Source organism: Paraburkholderia sp. SIMBA_027, from assembly GCF_046535315.1.
Classification (GTDB): Bacteria; Pseudomonadota; Gammaproteobacteria; order Burkholderiales; family Burkholderiaceae; genus Paraburkholderia; species Paraburkholderia tropica.
In genome coordinates this window covers 1-260 of record NZ_JAWRWY010000931.1, presented here as the reverse complement: position 1 = coordinate 260, position 260 = coordinate 1, and the positions used below count along the sequence as shown (strand labels likewise).

The following is a 260-nucleotide window of genomic DNA, read 5'->3' as shown; positions in this document are numbered from 1 at the left end:
AGTGCATGGCGTACCCGTTCATTGATCGCTGCGCTTTGCATGTTCGCGCCAAAGCGGTGCTCGGCGTCGGCGAGTCTGCTGGCAGTGCGCTGCAATCGGGCCGCAGTCTGCGGTTGCCCGGCCCCCGCGAGTGCGAAGTCGATAAGCGCGTCATGCACGGCCGCGACGTAGGCATTGCCGATCAGCTCCTTGTTGGAGAAGTCAATTGCGATGTACTTCTCGTGGATCAGGATACCGCTGATGTAAAGCACGGCGCTCAG

General features: G+C 61.2%; 1 protein-coding gene. It reads right to left on the bottom strand.

What is annotated here, in order from left to right:
- A partial coding sequence (locus SB764_RS41830; RefSeq protein WP_410867011.1) for a hypothetical protein occupies nucleotides 1-260 on the bottom strand: 260 nt, incomplete at both ends.